The organism is Bradyrhizobium ingae (genome assembly GCF_055791185.1).
This window is the reverse complement of record NZ_JBVUBB010000049.1, coordinates 1-26008: the sequence shown is the minus strand read 5'-3', so window position 1 is coordinate 26008 and position 26008 is coordinate 1. Positions and strand designations below refer to the sequence as shown.

Annotated in this window: 24 protein-coding genes; 13 read left to right on the top strand and 11 right to left on the bottom strand. The window is 64.2% G+C overall.

Annotated features, from left to right (window positions below; all coding sequences use genetic code 11):
- Window positions 1-57: 57 nt before the first annotated feature.
- Window positions 58-1641, bottom strand: a complete 1584-nt coding sequence (locus ACV1FX_RS37860; RefSeq protein WP_473122616.1) for a DHA2 family efflux MFS transporter permease subunit — start codon at window positions 1639-1641, stop codon at window positions 58-60.
- 25 nt (window positions 1642-1666) lie between these two features.
- A complete protein-coding gene (locus ACV1FX_RS37855) occupies window positions 1667-2989 on the bottom strand; it encodes an HlyD family secretion protein (RefSeq protein WP_473122615.1) in 1323 nt (440 codons plus the stop codon).
- 183 nt (window positions 2990-3172) lie between these two features.
- Here ACV1FX_RS37855 and ACV1FX_RS37850 point away from each other — a divergent pair, with 183 nt between their 5' ends.
- The 3 genes from ACV1FX_RS37850 to ACV1FX_RS37840 all read left to right on the top strand — a co-directional run bounded on the left by ACV1FX_RS37850 (window position 3173) and on the right by ACV1FX_RS37840 (window position 5249).
- Window positions 3173-3808 carry a TetR/AcrR family transcriptional regulator gene (locus ACV1FX_RS37850; protein ID WP_473122614.1) on the top strand — a complete coding sequence of 212 codons (636 nt, stop codon included), beginning with the start codon at window positions 3173-3175 and terminating at the stop codon, window positions 3806-3808.
- Window positions 3809-4057: 249 nt separating this feature from the next.
- Window positions 4058-4408, top strand: coding sequence for a DUF6665 family protein (locus ACV1FX_RS37845; protein WP_473122613.1), 351 nt, complete (start codon window positions 4058-4060; stop codon window positions 4406-4408).
- A gap of 646 nt (window positions 4409-5054) precedes the next feature.
- Window positions 5055-5249, top strand: a complete 195-nt coding sequence (locus ACV1FX_RS37840; protein ID WP_473122612.1) for a hypothetical protein — start codon at window positions 5055-5057, stop codon at window positions 5247-5249.
- Between the two features lie 23 nt (window positions 5250-5272).
- Here the strand turns inward: ACV1FX_RS37840 and ACV1FX_RS37835 are convergent, their stop codons facing one another.
- From ACV1FX_RS37835 to ACV1FX_RS37825, 3 genes are all read right to left on the bottom strand, one after another.
- Window positions 5273-6493 (bottom strand): extensin-like domain-containing protein, encoded by a 1221-nt coding sequence (locus tag ACV1FX_RS37835; protein WP_473122611.1) that lies wholly within the window; start codon window positions 6491-6493, stop codon window positions 5273-5275.
- Between the two features lie 403 nt (window positions 6494-6896).
- Entirely contained in the window at window positions 6897-7304 is a 408-nt protein-coding gene (locus tag ACV1FX_RS37830) for a hypothetical protein (protein WP_473122610.1), read from the bottom strand.
- Window positions 7305-7354: 50 nt separating this feature from the next.
- On the bottom strand, window positions 7355-7717 hold the full coding sequence (locus tag ACV1FX_RS37825) for a thermonuclease family protein (RefSeq protein WP_473122609.1): 363 nt from the start codon (window positions 7715-7717) through the stop codon (window positions 7355-7357).
- Window positions 7718-8233: 516 nt separating this feature from the next.
- Between ACV1FX_RS37825 and ACV1FX_RS37820 the strand changes: the two genes are divergently transcribed.
- Both ACV1FX_RS37820 and ACV1FX_RS37815 read left to right on the top strand, forming a co-directional pair.
- A complete protein-coding gene (locus ACV1FX_RS37820) occupies window positions 8234-9016 on the top strand; it encodes a DUF2147 domain-containing protein (RefSeq protein ID WP_473122608.1) in 783 nt (260 codons plus the stop codon).
- Window positions 9017-9245: 229 nt separating this feature from the next.
- The gene (locus tag ACV1FX_RS37815; protein WP_473122607.1) at window positions 9246-10643 is read left to right on the top strand and encodes a FecR family protein; all 1398 of its coding nucleotides are present in this window, start codon (window positions 9246-9248) and stop codon (window positions 10641-10643) included.
- Between the two features lie 228 nt (window positions 10644-10871).
- On the opposite strand, the gene ACV1FX_RS37810 is transcribed toward ACV1FX_RS37815, so the two are convergent.
- Window positions 10872-11435: an NUDIX hydrolase gene (locus tag ACV1FX_RS37810; RefSeq protein WP_473122606.1), complete on the bottom strand. Its 564-nt coding sequence runs from the start codon at window positions 11433-11435 to the stop codon at window positions 10872-10874.
- 167 nt (window positions 11436-11602) lie between these two features.
- Complete coding sequence (asd, locus tag ACV1FX_RS37805; protein WP_473122605.1) at window positions 11603-12472, bottom strand: archaetidylserine decarboxylase; 870 nt, start codon at window positions 12470-12472, stop codon at window positions 11603-11605.
- 35 nt (window positions 12473-12507) lie between these two features.
- Between asd and ACV1FX_RS37800 the strand changes: the two genes are divergently transcribed.
- On the top strand, window positions 12508-14172 hold the full coding sequence (locus ACV1FX_RS37800; protein ID WP_473122604.1) for an aminotransferase class III-fold pyridoxal phosphate-dependent enzyme: 1665 nt from the start codon (window positions 12508-12510) through the stop codon (window positions 14170-14172).
- Between the two features lie 335 nt (window positions 14173-14507).
- On the opposite strand, the gene ACV1FX_RS37795 is transcribed toward ACV1FX_RS37800, so the two are convergent.
- From ACV1FX_RS37795 to ACV1FX_RS37785, 3 genes are all read right to left on the bottom strand, one after another.
- Window positions 14508-15167 (bottom strand): hypothetical protein, encoded by a 660-nt coding sequence (locus tag ACV1FX_RS37795; protein ID WP_473122603.1) that lies wholly within the window; start codon window positions 15165-15167, stop codon window positions 14508-14510.
- A 123-nt stretch (window positions 15168-15290) separates the two neighbouring features.
- Entirely contained in the window at window positions 15291-15980 is a 690-nt protein-coding gene (locus ACV1FX_RS37790) for a class I SAM-dependent methyltransferase (RefSeq protein WP_473122602.1), read from the bottom strand.
- Between the two features lie 33 nt (window positions 15981-16013).
- Complete coding sequence (locus ACV1FX_RS37785; protein WP_473122601.1) at window positions 16014-17066, bottom strand: glycosyltransferase family 4 protein; 1053 nt, start codon at window positions 17064-17066, stop codon at window positions 16014-16016.
- 274 nt (window positions 17067-17340) lie between these two features.
- Between ACV1FX_RS37785 and ACV1FX_RS37780 the strand changes: the two genes are divergently transcribed.
- Window positions 17341-18060: a L,D-transpeptidase gene (locus ACV1FX_RS37780; RefSeq protein ID WP_473122600.1), complete on the top strand. Its 720-nt coding sequence runs from the start codon at window positions 17341-17343 to the stop codon at window positions 18058-18060.
- 206 nt (window positions 18061-18266) lie between these two features.
- Here the strand turns inward: ACV1FX_RS37780 and pcaB are convergent, their stop codons facing one another.
- Complete coding sequence (gene pcaB, locus ACV1FX_RS37775) at window positions 18267-19607, bottom strand: 3-carboxy-cis,cis-muconate cycloisomerase (RefSeq protein WP_473122599.1); 1341 nt, start codon at window positions 19605-19607, stop codon at window positions 18267-18269.
- Window positions 19608-19725: 118 nt separating this feature from the next.
- Here pcaB and ACV1FX_RS37770 point away from each other — a divergent pair, with 118 nt between their 5' ends.
- From ACV1FX_RS37770 to ACV1FX_RS37745, 6 genes are all read left to right on the top strand, one after another.
- Window positions 19726-20475 (top strand): GntR family transcriptional regulator, encoded by a 750-nt coding sequence (locus ACV1FX_RS37770; protein WP_473122598.1) that lies wholly within the window; start codon window positions 19726-19728, stop codon window positions 20473-20475.
- A 114-nt stretch (window positions 20476-20589) separates the two neighbouring features.
- Window positions 20590-21318 (top strand): dienelactone hydrolase family protein, encoded by a 729-nt coding sequence (locus tag ACV1FX_RS37765; RefSeq protein WP_473122597.1) that lies wholly within the window; start codon window positions 20590-20592, stop codon window positions 21316-21318.
- A 20-nt stretch (window positions 21319-21338) separates the two neighbouring features.
- The gene (locus tag ACV1FX_RS37760) at window positions 21339-21863 is read left to right on the top strand and encodes a GNAT family N-acetyltransferase (RefSeq protein ID WP_473122596.1); all 525 of its coding nucleotides are present in this window, start codon (window positions 21339-21341) and stop codon (window positions 21861-21863) included.
- Window positions 21860-22708 (top strand): SMP-30/gluconolactonase/LRE family protein, encoded by an 849-nt coding sequence (locus ACV1FX_RS37755; protein ID WP_473122595.1) that lies wholly within the window; start codon window positions 21860-21862, stop codon window positions 22706-22708. The genes ACV1FX_RS37760 and ACV1FX_RS37755 overlap by 4 nt, the downstream gene beginning before the upstream one ends.
- Before the next feature lie 114 nt (window positions 22709-22822).
- Window positions 22823-24391: a DUF4403 family protein gene (locus ACV1FX_RS37750; RefSeq protein ID WP_473122594.1), complete on the top strand. Its 1569-nt coding sequence runs from the start codon at window positions 22823-22825 to the stop codon at window positions 24389-24391.
- Window positions 24392-24658: 267 nt separating this feature from the next.
- Entirely contained in the window at window positions 24659-25870 is a 1212-nt protein-coding gene (locus ACV1FX_RS37745; RefSeq protein WP_473122593.1) for an ABC transporter substrate-binding protein, read from the top strand.
- Window positions 25871-26008 lie beyond the last annotated feature (138 nt).

Sequence of the window (26008 nt, the reverse complement as noted above, 5' to 3'; positions counted from 1 at the left end):
GCGTCGGTTGCGATTTGCAACACCGCTCGCGTAAGATGTCGCGCGAGTGTTGCAAATTTAATGCGCGTCGCCGCCGCTTACGAGGGATGCCGGCTTGTTCAGGAGCATCACCAGCAGGCTCAGGACGAGGTAGAACAGCGTCAGCATGAAGAAGGCATCGCCATAGCCCATCACGACGGCCTGGCGATGCACGATCTGGGAGAGCTGCTTCATCGCCATCAGCGTGGCATCGCCCAGGCCCTGGAATTTCTGCATGAGAGTGTTGAGCGTCTCAGTCGCCGTCGCGTTGCCCCAGGTCACGCGCTCCTGAAGACGCGTGATGTGCAGATCAGTGCGGTCGTTGAGCACGGTGTTGATCACGGCGAGGCCGACCGCGCCGCCGAGATTGCGCATCAGGTTGAAGAGCCCGGAGGCGTTCTTCACCCGCTCCGGCGCCAGCGTGCCGAGCGCGATGGTATTGGTCGGCACCATCGCGAACATCATGCCGATGCCCCGCAGGATCTGCGGCAGCAGCAGCTCGTAGAAATCGAAATCGCGGGTGATCCAGGTCATCTGGTAGGAGCCGATCGCGAACACGATCAGCCCGAACGCGATCATGTAGCGCATGTCGAAGCGCAGCGTGAGACGGCCGACCAGCGGCGCGACCAGGAACATCGTGGCGCCGGAGACGAACATGGTCTCGCCGATCATCAGCGCGCTGTAGCCGCGCACTTCTGCAAGATAGCGTGGATAGATGTAGGTCAGGCCGTAGAGCCCGATGCCGATGCAGAACGTGAGCACGCAGCCGACCGCGAAATTGCGGTTGCTGAAGGTCCGCAAATTGACGATCGGTTCAGCCGCGGTGAACACGCGCCAGAAGAAGGCGATCGCCGAGATCGCGCAGACCCAGGCGAAGATCGCGACTGAGGTGTCCTGCAGCCATTCATATTGCGGGCCTTCCTCCAGCACATATTCCAGCGAGCCGAGGAAGCCGGCCATGAAGATCAGGCCCCACCAGTCGAAGCGGTCGAGCAGCTCGAAATGCGGCTTGTCGAAATCGACCAGCGCCAGCACGCCCAGCGTGATGCCGATGCCGGGCACGACGTTGATGAAGAACAGCCAGTGCCAGGACATGATGTCGGTGATGTAGCCGCCGACGGTCGGCCCGATGGTCGGCGCCAGCGTCGCGACGAGACCGATGATGGGACCGACGATGTAGAATTTCGTGCGCGGGAACACGGTGTAGGCAGAGGCGAACACCGTCGGAATCATTCCAGCGCCCAGGAACCCCTGGAGCGCACGCCACAGGATCATCTCCTCGATCGAAGAGGCGAAGCCGCAGAGCAGGCTCGACAGCGTGAAGCCCGCCGCCGAGATCGCAAACAGCAGCCGCGTGCCGAGGGCGCGCGACAAAAAGCCGGAGAGCGGGATCGCGATCACTTCGGCGATCAGATAGGCGGTCTGGACCCAGGAGACTTCGCTCTGGCTCGCCGACAGGCCCGCCTGGATCTCGGACAGCGAGGCCGAGACGATCTGGATGTCCAGGATCGACATGAACATCCCGAACACCATGATGATGAAGGCGAACAGCCGCTTCGGCTCGATGCGCTCCGAAGCTGGGTTCGCCATCATGGCGGGATCGGCGGTCGTTGCAGTCGCCATCGTCTGACCTCGCAGCGCCCTTCGCCTACTGCGGATGGATCATCGTGGGATCGTCGAGATCGACTTCGCTGTCGGCATCCGCCGCGCCCTTGTTGGTGTCCACCGTCGCGTAGACCGACATGCCGGCGCGCAAGAGGTTCTGCCGCGCAACCGATTTCGGCACGCGGATGCGGACCGGGAGGCGCTGCACGATCTTGGTGAAATTGCCGGTGGCATTGTCAGGCGGCAACAGCGTGAACACCGAGCCCGCAGCCGGCGAGATGCTGTCGACCACGCCCGAGAACTTGCGGAGGCCGTAGGCATCGACCTTGATCGTCACCGGCTGGCCAGGACGGATGCGCTTGAGCTGGGTTTCCTTGAAATTGGCGTCGATATAGACCTCGTCGAGCGGCACGATGTTGCCGAGCCGCTGGCCGACCGCGACGAAGTCGCCGGTGTTGACCAGGCGGTTGGAGAAGGTGCCGTCGACCGGGGCGCGCACCGAGGTGAAGTTGAGGTCGCGCTCGGCTTTCGCGAGTGTGGTCTTCAACTCGGCAAGTTGAGCCTGCGCCTCGGCCTGCTGCGCCTTGGCGACGTCGACATTGCTGACTGCGACGTCGTAGGCGGCCTGCGCGGCCTTGACCGCGGCGGCGCCCTGGTCGCGCCCGGCTTCCGAGGTTTCGAACGTGGCGCGCGAGGCAAAGCCCTTGCTGGTCAGCGCCTGCTGGCGCTCATAATCGAGATCGGCGCGCTTGAGGCCGGCTTCGGCCGAAACGAGCTGCGCCTTGGCCTGCACGACCTGGCTGTCGAGCGCTGCGACCTGGCGGCCGATACGATCGATCGTGGCCTGCTGGGTCGCAATCCTGGTCGCGGCGGCGTCGACTGCGATCTTGTAATCGCCGTCGTCGATGCGGAAGACCACGTCGCCGGCATGCACCAGCGCGTTGTCGCCGGCCAGGATCGAGGAGATGTGGCCGGCAACGCGCGCACCCAGCATTGTGTTGTTGGCGCGCACATAGGCATCATCCGTCGAGATGTAGAAGCGGCCGACCAGCGTGTAGTAGCCGGCGTAGCTCGCGGCCGCGAGTGCAAGCAGAACACCGACGCCCAACAGGACGAATTTGCGCTTGCCGGATTTCGGCGGGGCGATGCTCGATGCAGGCGCGGTTGCTGGCGTAGCTGGTGCGGACTTCTCGATTGCCGGCTTCTCCAGTGGTTCGGCCGTGCGTCGCTTGCTCTCTTCGGCCACGGAGCGCAGCTGCTCGGCCAATGCCGCTGAATTGTCGCTGGCGGCTCCGCTCTGAGCTGGCGCTTGCTCCGGGGAATCCTGGCGAAGGACGCGCGCGGCCTGGTCTCTCGATACGGCCATAAAGGCCTCCCCACAAAAACACGCGATCGGACGGTCCGCGACGCGGCCCCTCGCCTTCGCCAAAAGACGAATACCATTGACCGAACGGTTCGGTCAATATAGATTATTGCCGAGTCGGACCCTAGTGACCGGAATCCTTTCTTTGGGTTTCCGGCGCAAAAAACCTCAGGGAACCCTGAATCAATGGTTGCAGCCGTTCGCAACACTGTCGCTATCGTCTCTGAAGAGGACAGTTCCAAGCGCCGCCAGATCCTCGACGGCGCCCGCAGGGTATTCATGGACTTCGGCTTCGACGGCGCCAGCATGGGCGAGATCGCGCGCGCGGCCGCCGTCTCCAAGGGCACGCTCTACGTCTACTTCGCCGACAAATGCGCGCTGTTCGAAGCCATCCTCGAGGAGGAGGCGCTTCAGCACGGCCAGGTCGTCTTCAACTTCGACCCCGCGCGCGATGCCGAGACCACGCTGAAGGAGTTCGGCCAGGCCTATATACATTTGCTCTGCCGGCCCGGCGGCGGATCGGCGATCCGCACCGTGATGGCAATCGCCGAGCGCATGCCCGACGTCGGCCGTCGCTACTATGGGCGCGTTCTGGACAAGACTATCAACCGCCTCGCCGACTATCTGAAGGCCCATGTCGCCTCCGGCGATCTTGCGATCGACGATTGCGACCTTGCCGCCTCGCAGTTCATGGAATTGTGCAAGGCCTCGCTGTTCCTGCCCTTCGTCTTCCAGGCCGCGCCGGCGCCATCGGAAAAGCGCATGACCGAAGTGGTCGATAGCGCGACTCGGATGTTTCTGGCGGCGTATCGGGGGAAGTGACCTTGCTCGCGGCAGCTCATCAGTGATGGGGTCGCACGAACGCAACATCCTCCGCTGTCGTCCTGGCGAAAGCCAGGACCCATAATCCCAGACGGTCGTTGTTGGACAAGCCACGGCCACAGCGCGCGCTACCATATAGATTGGTGGCAATGGGTCCTGGCTTTCGCCAGGACGACGGCCGGGAGCAGCATTCGCACTTCACTTCAACCACGTCATTGCTGGCCTACGCCGTGACGCTATACATAAGCCATGCCTCCTGATCTTCGCCTTCACCGCACGCCGGTCGACGTTCTCAACTACGAGATCGTCCGGGAGCAGGCGTCCGCGTTCGGGCGGATGGGGCGAGCGCTGGAACAAGCCCTCGCGAAGCTGCGCGAGTTCGATGCCGCCCATCCGCTCGCGGACGCGCCGACATCGACGCGGCAGGCACGACGCACCCTGGTGATGGAGGCCGGCCACGCGCTCTGGATGTTCGTGGTGCAGCGCGAGGCGTGCGGCATGCGCGACAGCCGCCCCGTGATGCGCGACTACAACGTGCCGGGCGAGGTGCAACGGTGCATGGGGCTGGCGCCCGCAGCATCGATGCCGGCTACAAAGTGACTCGTTGAGTTCGACGACGCCTGGTGCCTGGATCGCGCTCCCCAACCGGGGCCTACCAGGCGCCGACAGCAATCAAGACGACAACGGTCAGCACAAAAATGCAGACGATCGTTGCTGGGACGGTTAGCCAATCGGGTGTCATCGTTGCCTCCCGAGCGGTTTTGTCGAAGCTTAAGTGGTCGGCTCGAAGGAGACTATGAAGTAGCCGACATCCGGCAACCGAACTGCATTTTCAATCTGAGGACGCTGAGCATCGCTTCGTGCGCTCCTGGTTGATCGCGCGCAGCGTGATGGGTGCGAGCTTCGAACCGCCGCAGATTGAATCGGTGCATTTGCCGCAGTTCAGATTGCATCCAATGACGCATGCAGTCAGAGATGAGTAATTTCGCGCTGTAGTTGGATTTTCCAGTCCCGCTTCACTCTCCTGAGTTGTCCAACGAAGTCGTCCTGAAACAGAGAGCGGCTACGTTTGGTGCGTTGGCCGTGCTCCTTTGCACCGACAAATCAACTGATCGCTCCTTGGAGCCTTGGAATAGGCGGAGCCGCGAACGCGGCCATGTGGGGCCGCGATCCAACGGGTCGATTGCAATCAGTTAATTCGTGGTGGGAATTTCTTCAGCCAGTGATAGCAACGACGGGGGTGATCATGCCCGCCATATTCGACCTGCTCTATCGCGAATATTGCCGCGCCCGTCTCGCTGAAATGCGCAAACAACTGCTGATCGCCGGTGCGAGTGCCGAAGATCCACAAGCGGATTGCGAAGTCGCCGACCACGCTGATCCGGCTGGTATCGGTGAGCCAGACACGCAGTACGAAATCGGTCGCCCCGCGCCAAACTGACGGGACCCTCGTCCGCAGTCCCCCTACTCGTCCTCGAACTCCTCTTCCTCGTTGACTTTCGCGCGCTTGGCTTTTTGACCGAGCGAGCCGGTCACGTAGGGATCGCGGGAGTTGGCGTAAGGACTACGTGCCTGCGCGCGAGCGGCGACCTCTTCGCCGGAGACGGCGGCCGGCTGGCAGATCAGGCGGCGGCTGGCGCGACGCATCAAATCGACGTGGATATGATCGTAATGATAGACGTTGGACCCCGGCGCGAGCACGGTCGTGAAGTGGGCACAGGCGCCAGACTGCACGTCGCGCAGAAAACCCTGCTCCTCCGGCAGGCCGCGCCAGCCATCCTTCACCGAGATACGGCGGCCATCGGCGAGCGTGAAGGCGGCGACGTCGAGCGCATTGCCGAAGGCGTGCTCCGAGATATGGGCGTGCGGATTGCCGTTCATGCCGCGGCACGAATAGGCGGAGATCTGCTTGATCTCGACCACGCGCTGGCCGAACCAGCGCATCGCCGACGGCTGCACCGTGTCGGCGAACCAGCGGTCGAGCTCGGAGACGATGGGACAGGCCAGCGTCGCGGTCGGCTTCACGACGACCGGGCCGACGGCACCGACTGGATTGCCCTGCACAGGGCCAAGCCGCGGCAAGGGCTGCTGCTCGGGGCGCTGCGCATACGGCGCCTGCGATCGCGACGAGTAATTCGGCCGCGCCGGATAGCTCGGCGCGTTCATGTAGCGCGCCGCTCCCGCCGCATCGGTGCCCTCTGGCGGCAGGTCGATCTCGTCCTCCTGCTGCGGCCCAACGCCGGGCGCGCTGAGCGAGATCGGGCCCGAGGCTCCGCCGTAGCCGGTCGGCTGGTTTTGGCGCTGCGGATAGTTCGAGGCGTTCGGATAGGTCTGGTTCGGATAACTCTGGCCTTGCGGGTACCCCGGCTGAGTTCCCGGCCATCGCGGCTGGTTGCCGATGCTCCCCGGCGGGCGCAGTTCCTCATCGGCAAAACCAAAGCTGCTGCTGGGTTCGCCGATGGCGGCCACTTTCAGGGGAAATTCAGCGCCACAGACACCGGGGCCCGAGATCGGCTCGATCCTGACGATCTCGGCGCTCTCTTTCACCGCGCCGGATTTCAGGCAGGCGGCTTCCGCCTCGGCCCGCCACGGCTCGCGCTCGGCCTGGAAAAAGCCGCGTCCGCAACCCGCAAGCGAAACAAGGACGATGGAGCCGACGAGATACAAACGAACTCCGCGCGTCATCTGCGCAGGTTCGGTGAATTTACTTAAAGACTCTTCAACACGTTGATTTTACGTTTCTTTAACCATACGGGCCGGCCTGCAGTAGCGGGCGCGTCAGCTCAGCGGCAGCAAGACTGACTTTTTCAAATGGAGGCCCGCTGTTAACCTCAGGAGTTGCGCGCAAAGACGCGCGAACAGAGGGAGTCTCTTTATGACGTTCGTCGGCAGACTGAGCGTTGTGACTGCGTACCTCGCGATCGCCTTTGTCGGAGCCATCGTGCTCGGCGTGATCTAGTTTCCGGACATCGACGGCGGCTGGCGGGAGTTCCGCGCGCGACCTTGCGCGCATGGGTCGCGACGCGCCGAGCAGACACAGTATGGTTCAGTCGCAATGCGAGCACTCCGATCCCGTGACGCACGCTGATCAGCCCCGTGAGAATATCACCACGTTCGATGCTCTGCTTGGGGCCTCCATCTTCTTTTTGCAGTTGGCGTAGACTTCGCTAAAGCGACGTTCGGAATTGCACAGATTTTCCAGCTTGTTAACAAACAGCGTCACAGCATCATCGTGCCACGTCGCCTCCATCGATTGAGTTTCTTCGCTGGCGCGCTCCACGACCTTGACGAATTCGCGGGCGAGAGCGCGCAGGTTGCCAGCGTCCTGCGCTTCGCAGGCGACCTTGTAGCGGTTGTAGTTTGCGCGATCGTCCCAATGGATCACGATGTCGTCAGGCAGGGTATCGCCTTCGATCTGTGACAGTGCGTCGAGCGCGACGCTCGCATGATTGAACGCCTGGTGCTCTTCACCATCCTTGATGCAGCGCTTGATCAATTGCAGCGCATTCCTGGCGCGCGATAGTTGAGCAGCGGCATGCTTCGTATTCATTGCGCAATTTCCCTTCTGAGCGGACCCGCGTGGGCTCCACTGCAAACGTAGCGCTCGGCAAGCCCCTCCCTAATCATGATTTCGCTTACGTCGCGCCCGGCAATCGCCAGCACTCCACACAGGCGCCTATAATTGCAGGGCTTGGCGGCCTCCTGGCCGGGCTTACATGTGCAGGCGACACGGCTTAGGCATGCATCGCTTGTCGCGATGAGAGCTTTCACCCGATCGGTCACGGCATCCGCTCGTTTCCCCCCATCTGCGCAACGGGCCAGATCGCCCATCTCTGGCGTATTGAAGCCGACAAGACGTTGGGTCTCGGCTTCCAGCCTGATGGTGTCTCGGTCGACAACCTCGATCATTTGAGACGCGCCTTGATAAGCCCCTGTTGCGCGAGACGTGCTCTGCCGACCCCAAACAGCGGAGACGCCAGCTAGTTGCGCCGAAGATGACGGGCCAGCTCGAGAATGTGCGGCGACGCTGAAATGGAATCACGGTCGTTGTCACTACCCTGCCCGTCGCTGGCGGCTTCTGTCACGGACTAAGAAGTCGGCACCGCCCCCTACCTCCAATGGAGGATGAGGAGTACTCCATTCGTCACCTTCACAATCCCTGAGCGAACTGCGAACGTGCCAGACGTCCATGGGGCGCTTCGCATCGAATCCCCTCTCCCACAAGTGGCGAGGGGTGCAGCGGTGGCTTGGCAAGAAACTCACTTAGCTGCACCCAACGAATGTGACGCAGCTCACTCCGGTGGTGCTAATTCTTGTGATCCCCGTCACGGAAGCCGCGGCCCATGCCGCGTAGCGTTCAACCACGCCCAGTCGATCACCGACATCCGGCCACACCGTTTCCACGCCGCATTTTGGGAGGCTGCCATGACCAGGCTTTCTGTCGCCGCTACCGCGCTCTTCCTCGCTTCGACCGCAATTGCCCACGCGGGTAGCGCAATCTCCTTCGAGATCGACGGGCAGCGCATCCATATCCAGGCGCCGCGAAACTGCGCCTCGCTGGACTGCATCACCATCGTGGCGCCCGGCCTCTCGAACAAGCCGATCAGGCTGAACAATATCAACCTCAACGGTATTGGCTCTAAGGACGATGACGACACCGCCTCGTCGAGCGCGCCGACCGCCGCGCCGCTGGCGCCCGCCGCACAGCAACCGGCGCCGCAGCCACAGATTCAGGCGACCATTGCCGCCGCTCCGATCGTGACTGCGCCGCCTGCGCCGGCCACGAGCGCTGCCTCACCGACCACCACCGCGGCTGTCGCTGCCAATGTCACACCACAGGCAGCGCCCATCGCACCGCCGGCTCCCATTGCCGCCCCGGTCACGCCTGCGCCGGCACCCGTTGCGGCGGCGCCCGCCCCTGCTCCGACCACACCGCTCGGCGTGTGGGCGACCGAGGAGAACAAGGGCAATGTGCGTGTCGAACAATGCGGCGCCAATCTCTGCGGCTATGCCGAAACGACCAACGAGAAGATCCTGATCAACATGCAGCCTGACGGCGCCAAGTGGAGCGGCCGCATCCACGATCCCGATTCAGGGCGCAACTACGACTCCACCATTGCGATGAAGGGCCCGAACCTGCTCCGCGTGCAGGGCTGTGCCTTCGGCGGCATGTTCTGCGGCGGCCAGACCTGGAAGCGCGTGAGTTGATGCGCAAGAGTTCGCTGCCTCCCCCGAGGAGCTTGCCAAGCAAGCGTCCAAGGCGAGGCCCCAACGCAATCGGGCCTGCATGGTTCGCGGCGGGCGCCTGCGCGCCTCCTGACCATGAGGGTTGACAATCAGGCAGCATGTTAACGATGTTCATCCGCCGTTCAGCCACCTCCGGCTGAAATCGGCTGATCTCGCCTCGTGTCTTCACCGGGACCTCAATGTGGCTTTGATGCTGGCTTGGCGCCGCTGCGTGCTCGCGCTTCCGCTGCTGGTTATGTCGCTGGCGGGCGCGACGGACGCACGCGCATCCGACGCGACCCTGCTCGCGCAGGCGCAGCCGGCGCCACAGGCGACGCCGACACCGTCTCCTTCGCCAACATCAGTGACACCGGCACCTGACGCGCAAACCGCCGCGCCCGAAGAGCCGATCGGCAACGTCGCCACGGTGACGGGGATCGCCACGGTGATCCGCGACAAGAATTCCTATCCGCTGAAGGTGCGCGACGACGTCTATCTCAATGATGTCGTGCAGACCGCCTCGAACTCCTCGCTCAGCATCGCCTTCAACGATTCCACCACGTTCAATCTGTCGGCCAGCGCCAAGATCACGATCGACAACTACGTCTATGAGGACAGCGGCAAGCAGAACTCGGCGATCTTCGACGTCGGCAGGGGCACCGTCGCCTTTGTCGCCGCAGCGGTGGCGAAGACCGGCGACATGAAGATCACGACGCCGACCGCGACGCTCGGCATCCGCGGCACCACCGGCGTCATCGACGTGCCCGCGAACGCAAGTGCTGCGACGGCAGCGACCAACAACGTCAACATCAAGCTCTATCCTGATGCCGATGGCAGGGTCGGCCACATCGATGTCAACGACCGCACCAGCGGCGTGCGCCTCGGCGCGCTGACGCAAGGCGCCAGCGGCTTTGCGATCCGGCCCGGGACAGGCGGCGTGCGCTTTGCTGCGGTGCCGATCACGATTGCTCCCCAACAGGTCGCACGCGACCGCGCCTTCGTGAGCGAGGTGCATCAGGCGCAGACCGCCGGCCGGCAGATTGTCACCGAGCAGCGCGAATTCCGCAGGGCCAATCCAAGCGCGACCCCGCGTATTCCGCGGCCGGCCCAGCCGGCTCAACCGCAGCAACAGCCGCGGCCGAACGCTCAGCCCGGACAGCAGCCGCAGCGGCCGAACGGCCAGCCGGGGCAGAACAATCGTCCGGGTCAGCAGCAACAACCGGGTGCGCCGAACCGCCAGGGCACGCAGCAGCCGCAGCGCCAAGGACAGGGCGGCGCGGGTCAGCCGGGCACGCCGCGCACCGGGCAAGGCCAGCAACAGGGCGCGCCGCGCGCCGGGCAGACGACGCCGGGCGGCGCGACCAATCCGCAAGCGCCGCGCAGCGGGCAGGCTCCGTCGTCGCAACCGGGCACGACGCCGCAGCAAGGCGCAGCACCCGCGCCGCAGTCGCCACGCAGCGGCCAGCAGGGTCAGCCGACCCCGCCCGCCGTCCAGCCGCAGCAAGGCGGCATGCAGCGGCAACCCGGATTGCAGCGCCTGCCGGGCCTGCAACGGCCCGCACCACGCAAGCCCGTGCGACCGCCGAAGGAGAAGAAGGAGCGGAGATAGTGCGCTTCCCTTCTCTCCTTGCGGGGGAAGGTGGCGCGAAGCGCCTGATGAGGGGTCGCTGTCCTCGTACTCCAACTGAGAGATGAATTCGTGGAGAGAGACCCCTCACCCGGCTTCGCGTTCCGCGAAGCCACCTCTCCCGCAAGGGGAGAGGGTGCAGGGTCACTGCGGCGCGCGCGCGCGAGAGAGAGAGAGAGAGAGAGAGAGAGAGAGAGAGAGAGAACCAGCTTACGCTTCGCCGCGAAGCCAAGCCTTTACCTTTTGCAACAGACCGTGGCGCAGCTCTTCGACGGAAGCCGCCTCGGCGGGCGTCAGCGTCCGCATCGCGGCGTCGACGTCGTCCATGGCAAGTGGCGGCGTGGCTTCCGCTTCACTCGGCACAAGTCCGGCGGCGGCGAGCGCGATCGGACCGACATGCAGGAGGAACGCACGCTCATATTCGCGCGACAGCCGCGCGGCCGCATCCTCCAGCGTCAACCAGTCGACCGCCTTGATGTCGTTCATCAGCTTGCGGACCGGACCACCGTCCGCTTCCATGCGCCAGAAATGCACGATCTTGGAGCGGCCGCCGGATGGATAGGCGAGCGTGCCCAGGAATTCGTGGATGGCGACGTCGTGCCCAGTCTCTTCCAGCACTTCGCGGTGCGCGGCTTCCTTCGGAGTCTCGTCATCGTCGAGCTTGCCTTTCGGCAAAACCCATTCATTGCGCTTGCGCTGGCGCACCACGGCGATCAGCGGCGCGTCACGCCGCAGCACAATTCCCCCTGCCGCCAGAACCGGCGCCCGTGCCATCCGTCGTTACCCGCCGTGTCGAAAGAATCGCCCTCGCGGACGATATAGGTCGCCGACACGGCAGAATGAAGACTTAGTGGAGCATGATCTCCGCGCCGACGCGTTCCGCGGGTGTCGCGAGGGAAAACCGGTATCCACTTTGCGCTAACGCGGCCCTACGGGTCGGATCATGCTCTATTTCTTCTGAGCAGCGCCTGCCCCGCACGGATGCGCGTACCCTCGGCAATCCCCTCGCAGAAGGTAAAATCGCCGGGTGCCAGGATGATGATGGTCGAGCCGTGCTCGAACCAGCCGAGCTCCTCGCCTTTCTTCACGTTGACGTCGCACGGGAAATTGACCGGGCCGCGGGTCTGCGCATTCAGCACCATATCCAGGAAGTGCAGGCGGATGCTCGCGACGAGAATGGCCGCCACCGGCACCAGCGTCACCGCCTCGCCGGTTGACAAATGCGTGCGGATCACCGCGCGCTCGTTCTTGCAGAAGAGGCGCTCGACCCGCTTCAACGCGATCGGGTTGACGTTCCAGACATCGCCATGGATCAGCGTGACCCGCTCGACATGCGCGTCATACGGCGCATGGAAGCGGTGATACATGCTCGAGGTCAGCCGCAGCGTGACAAAGGAGCCGTTGCGATGCTGCTCGACCAGCGTGGGATCGCCGAGGAGATCGAGTAGAGAATAAGGCGCGCCCTTGACCTGGAACAGTTCAGTGTCGGCGATCTTGCCGTGCGCGCCGACGATGCCGTCGGAGGGACTGGCAACGATCGCGGGATCCGGTTCAAAGGGACGCAAGCCCGGCCTGAGCTCCCGCGTGAAGCAATCGTGCAGGCTCTTGAAATGGGTCTTGCGCGCCTCCGACAGGTCGAGGTCGGAGAACAGCTTCCACAGCGCGATCGAGCCGTCGCGCACCAGCGGGTTCTCGATCTTGGAGAACCAGCCCATGAAGCGGGTCAGCGCGGCGCGAGGAATGCGGTTGGTCAGCAGGAAATTGAGGTCTTCCTGCTGGGTGAAAGAGGCGATGAGGGCTTTGACTGTCATGAATCTGTCAGCAGGTCCGGTTAGCGCTTGTTGTCATGGAAACGACACTCCCGATTCTCTCATTGTCCGTGGCCGCCGCAGCGTCCGCTGCCGCCGCCTTCCCGAAGATCAAGGCGCGGATCGAACTCTCCCGCGCCAAGCACCGCTCGCTCTCGGGGCATTCCAAGATGTCGCGCCGGGTGGCGCGGCTGATCCCGTTCTACGAGTTCGAGGGCGACGACTATTTCGCCTGTGACGGCGCGCCGGGGAATATCGCGGCGCAGCGACACGACGGCTTCTTCCGCCTCGCCGGTCTCTACGCAGCGCGCTACGCCAAGGGCCGCGCGTTGACCGAGGAGGCGGCGGAACGAATCTCCGATCTCCAATTCACCGAAAGCTACCGCGTGCCGTTCCAGTTCTCCCGCCTCGTGCGCGAGAACCTGGGCACGTCGAGCTTCATGCAGTCGTCGAATGGCGTCACCGTCACCGATCTCGACGGCAACGTCTCCTACGACCTCACGGGCTCCTACGGCGTCAATATCTTTGGCAACGACTTCTACAAGGAGTGCATCGGGGAAGGCGAGAAGCGCGCCCATGCTCTCGGTCCTGTGCTCGGTCCCTACCACCCCGTGATCGCCGAGAACGTGACGCGGCTCTGCCAGATCTCCGGTCTCGACGAGGTCTCCTTTCACATGTCCGGCACCGAAGCCGTCATGCAGGCGGTGCGCCTTGCGCGCTACCACACCAAGCGCACGCACCTCGTCCGCTTCGCCGGCGCCTATCACGGCTGGTGGGGCGACGTGCAGCCCGGCGTCGGCAATCCCATTGCTGCGCACGAGACATACACGCTTGCCGAGATGTCGCAAAAGACGCTGCACGTGCTGCGCACGCGACGCGACATCGCCTGCGTGCTGGTCAATCCGCTCCAGGCGCTGCATCCGAACGCGAACGCGCCCGGCGATTCCTCGCTGGTCGACAGTTCGCGCGGCGGCAATTTCGACCGCGAAGCCTATACCGCCTGGCTGAAGAAGCTGCGCGAGGTCTGCACCGAGCGCAGCATCGTGCTGATCTTCGACGAGATATTTGTCGGCTTCCGTCTCGCTCCCGGCGGCGCCCAGGAATATTTCGGCGTGCGCGCCGACATGGTGACCTACGGCAAGAGCCTTGCCGGCGGCCTGCCCGTCGGCGTGGTCTGCGGCCCCAAGGACCTGATGCGCCGCTTCCGCGACGACCGCCCGGCCGATGTCTGCTTTGCCCGCGGCACCTTCAACTCCCATCCCTACGTCATGACGGCGATGGACGAGTTCCTGAGCCGGCTCGCAAGCCCGAACTTCCGCGCGATCTATGACGGGTTGGATGGGACCTGGAACGGCCGCGCGCAAAAGCTCAACCAGATGCTGAGCGAGGCCGACCTGCCGGTGCGTGTCGCCAACCTGTCCTCGATCTGGACGGTGAAGTACACCACACCGTCGCGCTACAACTGGATGCTGCAATACTACCTGCGCGCCGAAGGCCTCGCCTTGAGCTGGGTCGGCACCGGCCGGTTGATCTTCAGCCTCAACTACACCGACGCCGACTTCACCGAGGTTGCCGAACGTTTCGTCCGTGCCGCGCAGAAGATGAAGGCCGACGGCTTCTGGTGGCACGATGCCGGTCTCACCAACAAGCGCATCAAGCGCCAGATCCTGAAAGAGATGCTGGCCAAGCGCTTCGGGCGCTGAGAATTCTTCTCCCTCTCCCCGCTCCGCAGCCGCCGCTTCAACAAGTTCGATGTCGTCCCTGCGCAGGCGGGGACCCATAACCCGAGGCAGCAGTTGTGGCGCGAGATAGAGTTTAGCTATCTTCGCCAAACACGATCCTGGGGTTATGGGTCCCGAGCTCGCGCTTTGCGCGCGCCGGGACGATGATGTTCTCCGCCATGTGCGCTCCAGCCTCTCCCCGCAGGCGAGAAAAAGCGAAGAAGCTACAGCGCCTTCGACAAAGACGTGGATGCCCGGGACAAGCCCGGGCATGACGTAACCGTTGGACATCGGAGTGTTCGGTGAGGACGGCGCGCTCAGGCGTGCTGCTCTTCGAGCGTATGCTCGGGGATGAGGCCCAGCGTGTGCTCGGGGTTGAGGTGCAGGCCAGGGTCCATCAGTTCGCCGCGCATCAGCGCCAGCGGAGCACTGCGGTAGAGCATGAGGTCGTGGAACGGGTCGGTCAGGATCTTGGTCATCCAGACGAGGCCGGTCTCGACATCGCGAATGAAGAACAGGTGCACGGTGCGGAACAAGAGGCCGCCGGCGCCAACCGCGAGCCAGATCTTTGCAACCTGCCGCATGAAATCCGTCGCACTCGCGAATGGCTTGAACAGGCCGAACAGCGTGGGATCGAGGAACAGCACCAGCGGCGACAGCGCCCAGATCGCCATCAGCACGACCTTGCGCTGAAGGTTGTAGCCGACCTTAATCTCTTCCTTGTGCTCGTGCGTCGCCTGGTTGATGTGGTCGTACCCCTTCGGTTCGAAGAAGAAGTGACCGGCCTGGCGCGAGGTCATCGACACCAGCCAGCCGACCAGGCCGGAGACCACAGGATCGACGAACAGCCAGAGATAAGCGAACAGGAAGCTCGCCGCGCTGACGAAGTGCAGGCTCTGATTGATGCGGCTGTGATGATAATAGCGGTGATCGTCCCAGCGCTGGATGCGGAGCTGCTCAAGGAATTCTTTGATCATTCTTTCCCCCAAAGGCTTCGGGTGAGGAGATACAGGGATTCGATGTAGGGCGTGTGACATCATCATTTTGTCATGTGACGATGTGCGCGACGCGGTGACGCATAAACGCGTGGAGCTGTCGGTTCAGGCCGCTTTGGCGACCTGAACCTTGCGGAAGCGGACCAGCGAGAAATGGCCGAGCGGCGGAATCAGGCGGCGCTCGGCAAGCTCCATGCCATGCGCGCTCGCGAGCCACTTCGCGTAACGCGACCAGGCGAACTCGGCGGTGCGGAAGCCGAGGTGACGCACCACCGGCTGGAGCTTCTGCTCGATGAAGCGGCGCATGCCGGCATCCGCGCTGACGCGGGTCAGGATGATCAACTCGCCACCGGGACGCAGCACGCGCGCGAACTCATCCAGCGCGACTTCCGGATTGGGCACGGCGGTGACGACATATTGCGCCATCACGACGTCGAAGCAGTTGTCGGGAAACTCGAGCTTCTCGGCATCCATCACCGCGAGGCCCTCGACGTTCTTCAACTTGAGTTCGCTGACGCGGCGGCGCGCCTTGTCGAGCATGGCCTCAGAAATATCGGTGCCGAAGATGCGGACGTTCGGCGCATACATCGGCAGCGAGATGCCGGTGCCGACGCCGACCTCGAGCACGCGGCCGCCGAGCTTGTTGGTCGCCGTGATCGCGGCCTGCCGGCCCTTGGCGAACACGCCGCCGAACACGAGGTCATAGACCGGTGCCCACCGGTCATAGGCCTGCTCGACCGTGCCGCGGTCGAGGTCGAGCTGCTGCGAGTCTTCAAACTTCATGATCTTGGCCATTAGCAAAGTCCCGTTTGGTTCAGATATTGGTGGTCAGCCGCGCACCGGCCGCCGCGCCATGACGGGCGTCGGGCGCAGCGAGCGGCTGGGCTGGAGTGAGGTGAGGTTGCCGACGAACTGACGCGCACTGTTTTCCCAGGATCGCGCCAGCGCGAAGTTGCGACAGGTCTCGCGCGACATGGTGAGCGCGCGCAGGCACGCGGCGCGCAAATCGTCATCGATCGCTCCGATCGGATGATCCGCGATGACGTCCTTCGGACCCGTCACCGGAAACGCTGCGACCGGCGTGCCGCAGGCGAGCGCCTCGAGCTGCACCACGCCGAAGGTGTCGGTAAGGCTCGGAAACACGAAGACGTCGGCAGCCGCGAGATGCGAGGTGAGATCGGCGCCCTTCTTCTCGCCAAGGAACACAACGTCGGAATATTTCCTTTCGAGCTGCGCCTTCTGCGGGCCATCGCCGACAACGACCTTGGTGCCGGGCAGATCGAGCGAGAGGAACGCGTCGAGATTCTTCTCCACCGCAACGCGCCCCATCGCCATGAAGATCGGCCGAGGCAGGTCGAGCTGTGCAGGATGATCGGGATGAAACAGCGTGGTGTCGACGCCGCGGGTCCAGAAGCCGAGCCGCTTGAAGCCGCGTTCGGAGAGCTCCTGCCGCAGCGACGGCGTCGCCACCATTGTCATGGCGGCGGCATCGTGGAAGTGCCGCAGCACGGCGTAGCCTACGCTGGCCGGAATACCGGTGCGCACCGAAACGTATTCCGGAAAGCGCGTGGTGTAGGAGGTGGTGAAAGCAAGCCCGCGCTTGCGGCAATAGCTGCGCGCCGCCCAGCCAATCGGACCTTCGGTTGCGATGTGCAGCGCTTCCGGAGCTGCCGCCTCGATCCGCCGCGCGATCTCGGTGCGGCTCGGCAGCGCGATGCGCAGGCCCGGATAGGTCGGCAACGGCAGCGAAGAAAAGCCATCCGGCGTCAGGAAGTCGATCTCGACATCGAGGGCTCTGGCCGCATTCGCCAGCGAGGTCAACGTTCGCACCACACCGTTAACCTGCGGATGCCAGGCGTCAGTCGCGATTAATACCCGCATGGGAAAATCCCGAGAGTTTGATGATTCTCGGCTTTCGACCATCAACCATGGATATTTCAGGCGTGTGACGTCACAGAAGTGTCGACCCACTGTTTTGTTCGTTAACGGGTCCGCACAGCCACGAAACTGTCATGAAACAATCCTTGCCGCGACGAAACCGTTTTCGATTTCCCGCGCAAACGTCCCGAAACTTCTCGCCGTTACGAGTTTAGGCAACGGAGCACCGGTAGCGGTGCCGCGGTGATCAAAAACACCGATCAAACAGGGGCGATCAATGTTGAATCTGGACACGTTCAAGACGTATTCGCGCGCCATTGCCTTCGGTGCTGTTGCGATCTCCGCGATCGCGTTTGCCGGCCCGGCACACGCCGCACCCGTGCAGCTCTTCCCCTTCTTCGCGCCGCCTCCCGGCTTCGCCGCGCCGCAGCCGCTGCAACCCTATCAGCCCTATCAGCCGGCACCGTCCTATCAGAGCGCGCCGTCGGAGGATCAGGACAGCGTCGAGATGCCCGCCCGCTTCCGCCGCCAGGTCGTCAGCTATGCGACGCGCGAGGCCCCCGGCACCATCATCATCGATACGCCCAACACTTATCTCTATTACGTGCTCGGGAACGGCCAGGCCGTGCGCTACGGCATCGGCGTCGGCCGTGACGGCTTCACCTGGTCAGGCACCCAGTCGGTGACCAAGAAGGCGGAGTGGCCGGACTGGACCCCGCCGCCGGAAATGATCGCCCGCCAGCCTTATCTGCCGCGCCACATGGCCGGCGGTCCCGGCAACCCATTAGGGGCGCGCGCCATGTATCTCGGCGGCACCATCTACCGCATCCACGGCACCAACGCCCCCGAGACGATCGGCAAGCACGTCTCCTCCGGCTGCATCCGCCTGACCAATGAAGACGTCACCGACCTCTACTCCCGCGTCAACGTCGGCACCAAGGTCGTCGTGCTCCCCATGACCGACCGCCGCGCAGACCTCGGCAGCGCGACGCGATAGCGGCCATCGTTTCCTCGTTACGGCAATGGATGTGCGACGGCGCGTCTTGCGGCGCCTTGGCAGACGATCTGCAGGATTCGGTAGGTCTAATTTGCTATCGCGACCCGCATGAGCGGCTTGTCCGCCGAAGCTCGACGAAGAGCGAATGCGGAAGCGGTATGCGACACCAGCTACGCGGATGTCGTTTCGCTCATCCGGGCGACAGGTCAGCCGCCGAGCACGCGGTCCACCATCTGGCCGGAGAGGCCGAGATAGTTGGCGGGATCGCAGTGGCGGCGGATGGCATCGATGCCGCCGAGCGCGGTCACGATCTCGGGCACGCCGGAGAGGATGTCGGCGAGGTCGCCGCCGCCCTCGATGGCCTTGCGGCAGGCATCATAGACGACGTCATGTGCGTGCTGCCGGCCAAGCTTCGGCGCAGCGGCCATCATCACGGCCTCGGCCACGATGAGGCCGTGCGTCAGGCCGAGATTTTCGCGCATGCGCTGCTCGTGCACGACGAGGCCGGCCAGCATGAATTTCGCATTGGCGAGCGAGGACGCCGTGAGCAAAAAGCTCTCCGGCAGCGACACCCATTCGAGATGCCAGGGACCGGTCGCACGCTCGAAATCATGGATCATGCCGTCGAGCATGGTGGCCACATGCTGGCGCACCGCCTTGGCGGCGGCGAGCATCAGCTCGCTGGAGATCGGGTTGCGCTTCTGCGGCATGGTGGAGGACGCGCCGCGGCCATGCACGAACGGCTCGGAGAGCTCGCCGAATTCGGTCGCGCACATCAGCATCACGTCGGTGGCGATCTTGCCGAGCGTGCCGGTGATGAGGCCGAGCAGCGTCACCGCTTCCGCGATGCCGTCGCGCGCCACGTGCCAGGTGATCGGCGGCTGGTTGAGGCCGAGCTCCTCGCAGAACAGGCGCTGCATCTCGAGGCCGCCGTCTCCGACGGAGGCGAGCGTGCCGGCTGCACCGGAAAACTCGCCGAGCAGGATGCGCGGCCGCGCCTGGTCGACGCGGTCGATGTGGCGGTCGATCGAGGACAGCCAGATCGCGACCTTGTAGCCGAAGGTCACGGGCAGCGCCTGCTGGAGATGGGTGCGGCCCGCCATCGGCGTATCGCGATGCTTGCGCGCGAGATCGGCGAGGATCGTGCGCAGCTCCTTCAGGTCGCGCGCAACGATGTCGAGCGCGGCGCGGATCTGGAGCACGTTGGCGGTGTCCATGATGTCCTGCGTGGTCGCGCCCCAATGGACATAGCGGCCGGCCTCGCCCGCGGCCTCGGAGAGCTGATGGACCAGCGGCAGGATCGGATAGCCGACGATCTCGGTCTCGTGGCGGAGCTTGTCGTAATCGAGCTTGATGCTGCGGGAGGCGGCATCGATCGCGGCCGCGGCGTCCTTCGGCACGACGCCGGCGCGGGCCTGCGCCCGGGCAAGCGCGGCCTCGGTTTCCAGATAGCGCCCGACCAGCGCTTCATCTGAAAACACCGCGCGCATCTCGCCGGTACCAAACATGTCGCGGAACAGGAGGGAATCGAAGACCGTGCTCGCCATAGCGCTTCCTCTCTATTATGTTCGTACATAGATTTATGTACGAACATAATGGACGAGTCAAGAGGCCTTGCCTGGAGCCGCTGACTCACGTCCTCATGCCGGCCCTGGAGAGGGTACTTTGGAAACCAGATATGCCTTTGTCGCGAGGGAGTTGACGGAAGCCATCGCGAGCGGCCGCTATCCGGTCGGCTCGCTGCTTCCCAACGAGCTCGACCTTGCCGAGCAGTTTTCGGTGAGCCGCTCGACCGTTCGGGCCGCCATGCGCGAGCTCCAGGCCATGGGCCTCGTCAGCCGCAAGAAAAGCGCCGGAACGCGCGTTGAGGCGACCAGCGCGCAACGCGCCGGCGGCGCATTCGCGCAGTCGCTCGGCTCGATCGAGGCGATCCAGCAATTCGGCGTCGAAACCGAGCGCGACATCCAGGAAATCGGAGAGACCGTGGCCGACAATGCGCTCGCCGCAAAGCTCGGGTGCAAGCCGGGAAGCCGCTGGCTGAGCATCTCGAGCCTGCGCCGCGTACCGGGAGAGCGCAGTGCGCCGCCGATCTGCTGGACCGACGTCTACATCGACGCATCGCTGGCGGAGAAGATCACGCCGCGGCTCAAGCAGTACCGCGGCATCTTCGGCGACCTGATAGAAACCGTCACCGGCCGGCGCATCGTAGAAATCCGGCAGGACATTGCGGCCTGCGGGCTGCCCGAGCACATCGCAGCTCCCCTCGCTGCAAGGACGGGCGACCATGCGCTCGCAATCCGCAGGCAATACATGCTGAGCCCCGGCACGCTGGTGGAGATCTCGCTCAGCTATCATCCCGCCGACCGCTTTCAATATTCGACGCGGCTGACGCGCCAGGAGGACCCCGAGGCCTGATGCGATCGCGACGGCGCATGCCGTGCGAAAGCGACACCAGGCGAGACGGATGACAATCAAAGGTTGCCTTTGGTGCAACCCGTATGGTCAATTCGCCGGACGAGGAACGTCAGCATGAAAAAGATTGTTCTCGGATATCGCGATCGCGCCGCCGAGCTTAAGGGCATTCTCTTAACTGACGACTCCGCCGCCAGCCCCCGCCCCGGCGTGGTGTTGTTCCCGGACGCGCGCGGCATCGGCACGCATGCGATTGCGCGCGCCGAGCGACTCGCTGCGCTTGGCTTTGTCGTGCTCGTGGCCGATCTCTACGGCGACGGCAAGACGGCACCCGATGTGCCGCAGGCGATCGAGCTGATGAACGGCTTGCGCGCCGACACCGCGCGCTGGCGCGAGCGGGCCGAGGCGGCGCATTTGGCGCTTGCCGGGCACGACCCGGTCGACGCCACGAAGCTCGCCGCGATCGGCTATTGCTTCGGCGGCAGCACGGCGCTGGAGCTGGCGCGGACCGGCGCGAACCTTGCGGCCGTCGTGAGCTTCCATGGCGGTTTCCCGAGCGAGCGGCCGGAGGATGCCGCGAACATCAAGGCGAAAGTGCTGGTGTGTCACGGTGCAGCGGATGCGCTGGTCTCCCTGACGCAGCTTGCGAATTTTGCGCGCGAGATGCGCGCGACCAGCGTCGATTGGCAGGCCCATGTCTATGGCGGCGCGGCGCACGGATTCACCAACCCCGAGCTCATTGACGCAAGCATACCGAACCACGCCTATCATGCAGACGCGGATCGCCGCTCCTGGGCGGCGATGCTCGGCCTGTTCGATGAAGTCTTTGCAACGGCGATGCGCTGACTTGGAGGCGAAAGCAGGACATGCCGTCAGGGGACCACAACACTGCCGTCGTCAGGCTGCTCGCGCCGGCGGATGCGGCGAGTTATCGACAGATCAGGCTGGAAGCGCTCGAAGCGCATCCGGGGGCCTACTCCAGCGTGCTCGTACGCGAGAAGGAGATGGCGCTTTCCTGGTTCGAGGAGCGCCTCAAAACCTCTGACGTTTTTGGCGCCTTCATCGAACAGGTGTTGTGCGGCGTCGCCGGCTTTCGCCGCCAGGATGGGACGAAGACCGCGCACAAGGCAATGCTCTGGGGCATGTATGTGCGGCCGGCGGCACGCCGTTTCGGCGTCGGGCGCCGCCTCGTCGAGGCCGTCGTGTCGCATGCGGCACAACAGGTCGAACAGCTTCAGTTGTCGGTCGTCAGCGACAACGAACCCGCCCTGCGTCTTTATACCCGTGCCGGATTCGTCGAATACGGTCGCGAACCGAAGGCGCTCAAGCAGGACGGCCGGTATTTCGACGAGATCTTGATGAAGCTGTTCCTCGACGCGAGCGCCGAATGAAGGAAGCACAACTAACAACTCTGCTCGACGGCGGCAGGTATTTCGAGGCGCCGCGCTGGCATGCGGGGCGGCTCTGGTTCGTCGACTGCATGGCGCGCACCCTGCTCAGCGTCGGTCCGTCGGGCGATCGCACGCAACATGCCAGCTTCGACGACGTGCCTTGCGGCACCGGAGTTCTGCCGGATGGCAGGCTGGTGGTGCTCACCATGTTCCGCAAGCGCCTGCTGGCCCATGCCGACGGCGCGCTCTCGCTTTATGCCGATCTGTCCGGCATTGCCGCCGGCACGATCGACGACATGATCATCGACGGGCTCGGACGCGCCTATGTCGGTGATCTCGGCTTCAATCTGCCGCCGCCTCCCGATCGCGGCGCCGATGGGCGCATCATCCTGGTGACGCCGGACGGCCAGGCGCGCATCGTCGCCGAAGGGCTGCGCTTTCCCAACGGGATCGCAATCTCGGAAGATCAGGACAGGCTCGTCGTCGCCGAGATGGACGGCGAATGCCTCGCAGACTACGAGATCGGCAGCGACGGCAGCCTGCATTTCCGCCGCCGGCTTGCTTGCGGGAAGGAGCCGGATGGCATCTGCCTCGATCGCGACGGCGCCGTCTGGGTCGCGTCCTATGGTGAAGACGCCTTCATCAGGATCGATCGCGATGGACGCGAGCGGCAGCGCATCAGCGTTCCCGGCCGCCGCGGCATTGCATGCGCGCTCGGCGGTGCCGACCGCAGAACGCTGTTCTGCATCAATGCGGCAACATCGCCGGAGGAACTGAGACAAGGGAAATCGTCGGCGCGAATCGATATCGTCGAGGTGGAGACGCCGGGATCGGGCTATCCCTGATCCATCACATATTGCCGCCCGGCGCCCGCCGCCCCAATTCCACCCCATCGCCGCGCTCTAGCGCGGCTGTCACCCGCCCTGTAGACTCCCGCAACGGGGCGTTTCGGGGGATTGATGCGTTTGACGTTGAACTTGAAGACTATCCTGATTGCGATCGCGGTGATCGCGGCGTCGTTTTTCGTGAGCCTGAAGGCCATGGACTGGCTGTCGCCGCGCGGCGCAGGTACAGCGCCCGCCGTCACGCAGTTGCCGCCGCTGCCGCCGGTCTCCAAGAGCTCGATCGTGGTCGCGCCGGTTGCCATCGCGCTGTCGGCGATCCGCGAGGCCGCCGACAGGAGCACCCCGCGCAATTTCACCGGCAAGGCCGACAATCCGATCTCACAGATCCTCCAGAACGCCGATATCGGCTGGACGGCATCGCGCGGGGCGATTGCCGCAAGCGGCGACAAGGACGTGCTGACGATGTCGACTCCCCTGACCGGGAAGCTCAACGTCACGGGATCGCTGTCCGCCAAGGCCACCGGCGCGCTCGGCGAGGCGCTCGGCAGCATGCTCGGCAACAACGCCGCCAAGCAGATCGGCGCCGTGAACATCAAGAACCTGAATGCCAGTGCCGAGATCAAGGGCAACGTGGTCATCACTTCGCGCCCGAAACTCGCCGCCAACTGGCACCTCGAGCCAAATCTCGGCGCGCAGGTCAATCTCGGCGACACCAACCTCGCGGTCGCCGGCGCCAAGGTCAACGTGCCGGCGCAGGTCAAGCCGCTGATCGACAAGACCGTCAACGATCAGCTCAACGTTGTCGCCGAGCGCATCCGCAACGATCCGAGCCTGCGTGAGAATGCGAAGGCGCGATGGATCAAGGCCTGCCGCTCGATGCCGCTGCAAGGCTCGGGGTCCTCGGCCGCATTGCCGCCGCTCTGGCTGGAAATGAAGCCGATCCGCGCGATCGCGGCCCAGCCGCGCGTCGATGCGCAGGCCGTCACGCTGCTGCTCGGCATCGAGGCCGAGACCCGCGTCACCACGGCCCAGACCAGGCCCGAGTGCCCGTTCCCGGAGAAGATCTCGATCGTGCCGCCGACTGGCACCGGCGTGAACATCGGCGTGCCGATCGACGTACCCTTCACCGAGATCAACAAGCTCATCGCAGCCCAGATGGTCGGCCATACCTATCCGGAAGACGGCTCGGGTCCGGCCGACGTCACCGTCAAAAGCGTCAACGTCATTCCCTCGGGCGACCGGCTGCTGATCTCGCTTCTGGTGCGCGCCACGGAGAAGAAGAGCTGGTTCGGCCTCGGCGCCGAGGCCACCGTGCACATCTGGGGACGGCCGATGCTCGACCAGGCGCAGCAGACGCTGCGGCTCGCCGACATCCAGCTCGCGGTGGAATCCGAGGCGGCGTTCGGACTGTTAGGGGCGGCGGCGCGCGCGGCGGTGCCGCACCTCCAGCAAGCGCTATTGCAGAAGGCGACGCTCGACCTGAAGCCGATCGCCGCCAACGCACGCGACAAGATCGCGACGGCGATCGCCGACTACCAGAAGACCGAGGACGGCCTGCGCGTCGAGGCCAATATCGACAGCCTGACGCTCGCCGACATCGCCTTCGATTCCAAGACGCTCCGCATCATCGCGGAAGCCGGCGGCTCGCTGAACGTGTATGTGACCAAGCTGCAGGGGATGTAATCGCTACTCCCTCCCCCAGTTCTTGCGGGGAGAGGGGCTGCTCCCACGCGAACGGAGGCCGATGGATTCGCGAAGAGTCCTCCTCACCCGTATCGCATCTTCGATGCGATACGGCGTCTCCCCGCAAGGGGAGAGGCAAAGGAACACCGCATCCCCTTCCCTTTTTGCATCCGGCCATGACGGGGATCGCTTAGCTGCAGCCGCCGATAGCCGCTAGAACTGTTCCCGTACAACGAAACCCAAATAAGAACGCTCAGGGAGAACACCATGCATAAACTGTTTGCCGCGGTCGCGGCGTCCCTCGCCCTTGCGGCCAGCGGCGGCGCCGCGCAGGCGCAGATTTCCAACGACGTCGTCAAGATAGGCGTACTTACGGACATGTCGAGCCTCTATGCCGACGCCACCGGCAAGGGCTCGCTCGCAGCGGTGCAGATGGCGGTCGCCGACTACGGCGGCAACGTTGCCGGCAAGCCGGTCGAGGTGGTCGCTGCCGACCACCAGAACAAGCCCGACGTCGGCGTCAACATCGCGCGCAACTGGTACGACAACGAGAAGGTCGATGCGATCTTCGACGTGCCGACCTCCTCGGTGGCGCTGCCGATCTCCGCGCTGACGCGCGAGAAGAACAAGATCAACATCAATTCCGGCGGCGGCTCGTCGGACATCACCGGTGTTGCCTGCTCGCCCAACACCGTGCACTGGACCTATGATACCTATGCGCTGTCGAACGTCGCCGGCAAGGCGATGGTGAAGCGCGGCGAGGACACCTGGTTCTTCGTCACCGCCGACTACGCCTTCGGCCAGGCGCTGGAGCGCGACGCCGCCAACGTCGTGAAGGAAAGCGGCGGCAAGGTGCTCGGCGACGTCCGCCATCCGCTCAACTCCTCCGACTTCTCATCCTTCCTGCTCCAGGCGCAGGCCTCCAAGGCCAAGGTGGTGGCGCTGGCAAACGCCGGCGGCGACACCACCAATGCGTTGAAGCAGGCATCGGAGTTCGGCCTCACGCAAGGCGGGCAGAAAATGATCGCGCTGCTCCAGGAGATCACCGACACGCATTCGCTCGGCATCAAGGCGACGCAGGGCCTGATCGTCACCGACGCTTTTTATTGGGACATGAACGAGGAAACGCGCGCCTTCTCAAAACGCTTCAACGACAAGGTCGGACACATGCCGAGCATGATCCAGGCCGGGCTCTATTCGGCAACCATGCATTATCTGAAGGCGATCGAGGCCATCAAGACCGACGAGGCGCCGAAGGTGATGGAGCAGATGCGCGCCACACCGATCAACGACTTCTTTGCCAAGAATGGCAAGATCCGCATCGACGGCCGCATGGTGCACGACATGTATCTGTTCGAGGTCAAGAAGCCTGAGGAATCCAAGGGCGAATGGGACCTCTACAAGCTGATCGCCACTGTGCCGGGCGACGAGGCATTCCGCCCGCTCGACAAGGGCGGCTGCCCGCTGGTGGGGCATTGAGCCTCCACAAGCTCCGTCATTGCTGTGCAAGTTCACTAATTCGCTGATCGAATGGTCTGGGTCTGGACCTCGGCAAATTCCTTTGGTGTCTTGCCGCCGAGGGCCTGATGAGGCCTGAAGTTATTGTAGTAGATTACA

Bases quoted from the DNA above. Each gene is read 5' to 3' on its own strand.
- ACV1FX_RS37860 (WP_473122616.1), bottom strand. From the start codon at position 1,641: ATGGCGACTGCAACGACCGCCGATCCCGCCATGATGGCGAACCCAGCT.
- ACV1FX_RS37855 (WP_473122615.1), bottom strand. From the start codon at position 2,989: ATGGCCGTATCGAGAGACCAGGCCGCGCGCGTCCTTCGCCAGGATTCC.
- ACV1FX_RS37850 (WP_473122614.1), top strand. From the start codon at position 3,173: ATGGTTGCAGCCGTTCGCAACACTGTCGCTATCGTCTCTGAAGAGGAC.
- ACV1FX_RS37845 (WP_473122613.1), top strand. From the start codon at position 4,058: ATGCCTCCTGATCTTCGCCTTCACCGCACGCCGGTCGACGTTCTCAAC.
- ACV1FX_RS37840 (WP_473122612.1), top strand. From the start codon at position 5,055: ATGCCCGCCATATTCGACCTGCTCTATCGCGAATATTGCCGCGCCCGT.
- ACV1FX_RS37835 (WP_473122611.1), bottom strand. From the start codon at position 6,493: ATGACGCGCGGAGTTCGTTTGTATCTCGTCGGCTCCATCGTCCTTGTT.
- ACV1FX_RS37825 (WP_473122609.1), bottom strand. From the start codon at position 7,717: ATGATCGAGGTTGTCGACCGAGACACCATCAGGCTGGAAGCCGAGACC.
- ACV1FX_RS37820 (WP_473122608.1), top strand. From the start codon at position 8,234: ATGACCAGGCTTTCTGTCGCCGCTACCGCGCTCTTCCTCGCTTCGACC.
- ACV1FX_RS37815 (WP_473122607.1), top strand. From the start codon at position 9,246: ATGCTGGCTTGGCGCCGCTGCGTGCTCGCGCTTCCGCTGCTGGTTATG.
- ACV1FX_RS37810 (WP_473122606.1), bottom strand. From the start codon at position 11,435: ATGGCACGGGCGCCGGTTCTGGCGGCAGGGGGAATTGTGCTGCGGCGT.
- asd (WP_473122605.1), bottom strand. From the start codon at position 12,472: ATGACAGTCAAAGCCCTCATCGCCTCTTTCACCCAGCAGGAAGACCTC.
- ACV1FX_RS37800 (WP_473122604.1), top strand. From the start codon at position 12,508: ATGGAAACGACACTCCCGATTCTCTCATTGTCCGTGGCCGCCGCAGCG.
- ACV1FX_RS37795 (WP_473122603.1), bottom strand. From the start codon at position 15,167: ATGATCAAAGAATTCCTTGAGCAGCTCCGCATCCAGCGCTGGGACGAT.
- ACV1FX_RS37790 (WP_473122602.1), bottom strand. From the start codon at position 15,980: ATGGCCAAGATCATGAAGTTTGAAGACTCGCAGCAGCTCGACCTCGAC.
- ACV1FX_RS37785 (WP_473122601.1), bottom strand. From the start codon at position 17,066: ATGCGGGTATTAATCGCGACTGACGCCTGGCATCCGCAGGTTAACGGT.
- ACV1FX_RS37780 (WP_473122600.1), top strand. From the start codon at position 17,341: ATGTTGAATCTGGACACGTTCAAGACGTATTCGCGCGCCATTGCCTTC.
- pcaB (WP_473122599.1), bottom strand. From the start codon at position 19,607: ATGGCGAGCACGGTCTTCGATTCCCTCCTGTTCCGCGACATGTTTGGT.
- ACV1FX_RS37765 (WP_473122597.1), top strand. From the start codon at position 20,590: ATGAAAAAGATTGTTCTCGGATATCGCGATCGCGCCGCCGAGCTTAAG.
- ACV1FX_RS37760 (WP_473122596.1), top strand. From the start codon at position 21,339: ATGCCGTCAGGGGACCACAACACTGCCGTCGTCAGGCTGCTCGCGCCG.
- ACV1FX_RS37755 (WP_473122595.1), top strand. From the start codon at position 21,860: ATGAAGGAAGCACAACTAACAACTCTGCTCGACGGCGGCAGGTATTTC.
- ACV1FX_RS37750 (WP_473122594.1), top strand. From the start codon at position 22,823: ATGCGTTTGACGTTGAACTTGAAGACTATCCTGATTGCGATCGCGGTG.
- ACV1FX_RS37745 (WP_473122593.1), top strand. From the start codon at position 24,659: ATGCATAAACTGTTTGCCGCGGTCGCGGCGTCCCTCGCCCTTGCGGCC.